The organism is Neptuniibacter pectenicola, assembly GCF_001597735.1.
Classification (GTDB): Bacteria; Pseudomonadota; Gammaproteobacteria; order Pseudomonadales; family Balneatricaceae; genus Neptuniibacter; species Neptuniibacter pectenicola.
Window position 1 is genome coordinate 1 of the sequence record NZ_LUTS01000099.1, and the last position, 380, is coordinate 380.

At 53.9% G+C, this 380-nt stretch carries 1 protein-coding gene; it reads right to left on the reverse strand.

The genetic code is table 11. From position 1 onward, the window contains the following. Positions 1-279 (reverse strand): hypothetical protein (locus tag A3773_RS19860; protein WP_197462854.1); only part of this gene is annotated, 279 nt, incomplete at its 3' end. Positions 280-380: the final 101 nt, after the last annotated feature.

Here is a 380-nt window from a genome sequence, read left to right on the forward strand (position 1 = left end):
TGTGTTGGTTAATTCGACGTTGATAATGTATCGCCGCCCTTGGGACATCTCCTCTCCTCTTCCTTTCCTCTCCTCTTCCCTTTTTTTCCCTTTTTCTTCCTCCCCCCCTCTCCCTTCATCTTCCTTCCCCCTTCCCCTTCTTTTCCTTCTTTTCCTCCCTCTCCCTTCCCTTTTTCCTTCCCTTTCCCCTCCCTCTCCTTCTTTACCCCCTCCCTTTCCCCTCTCTCTCTCTCTTCCCTCTCTTTCTCTTTCCTTCTTTCCCTTCCCCCCTTTCTTCATCCCCCTTCCCCCCCTCCTCCCCCTCCCTCCTCCCCTCCTCTCCCCCCCCTCCCTCCTTTTCTTCTTCCCTCCCTCTTACCTTTCCTTTTTTTCCCCCCTCT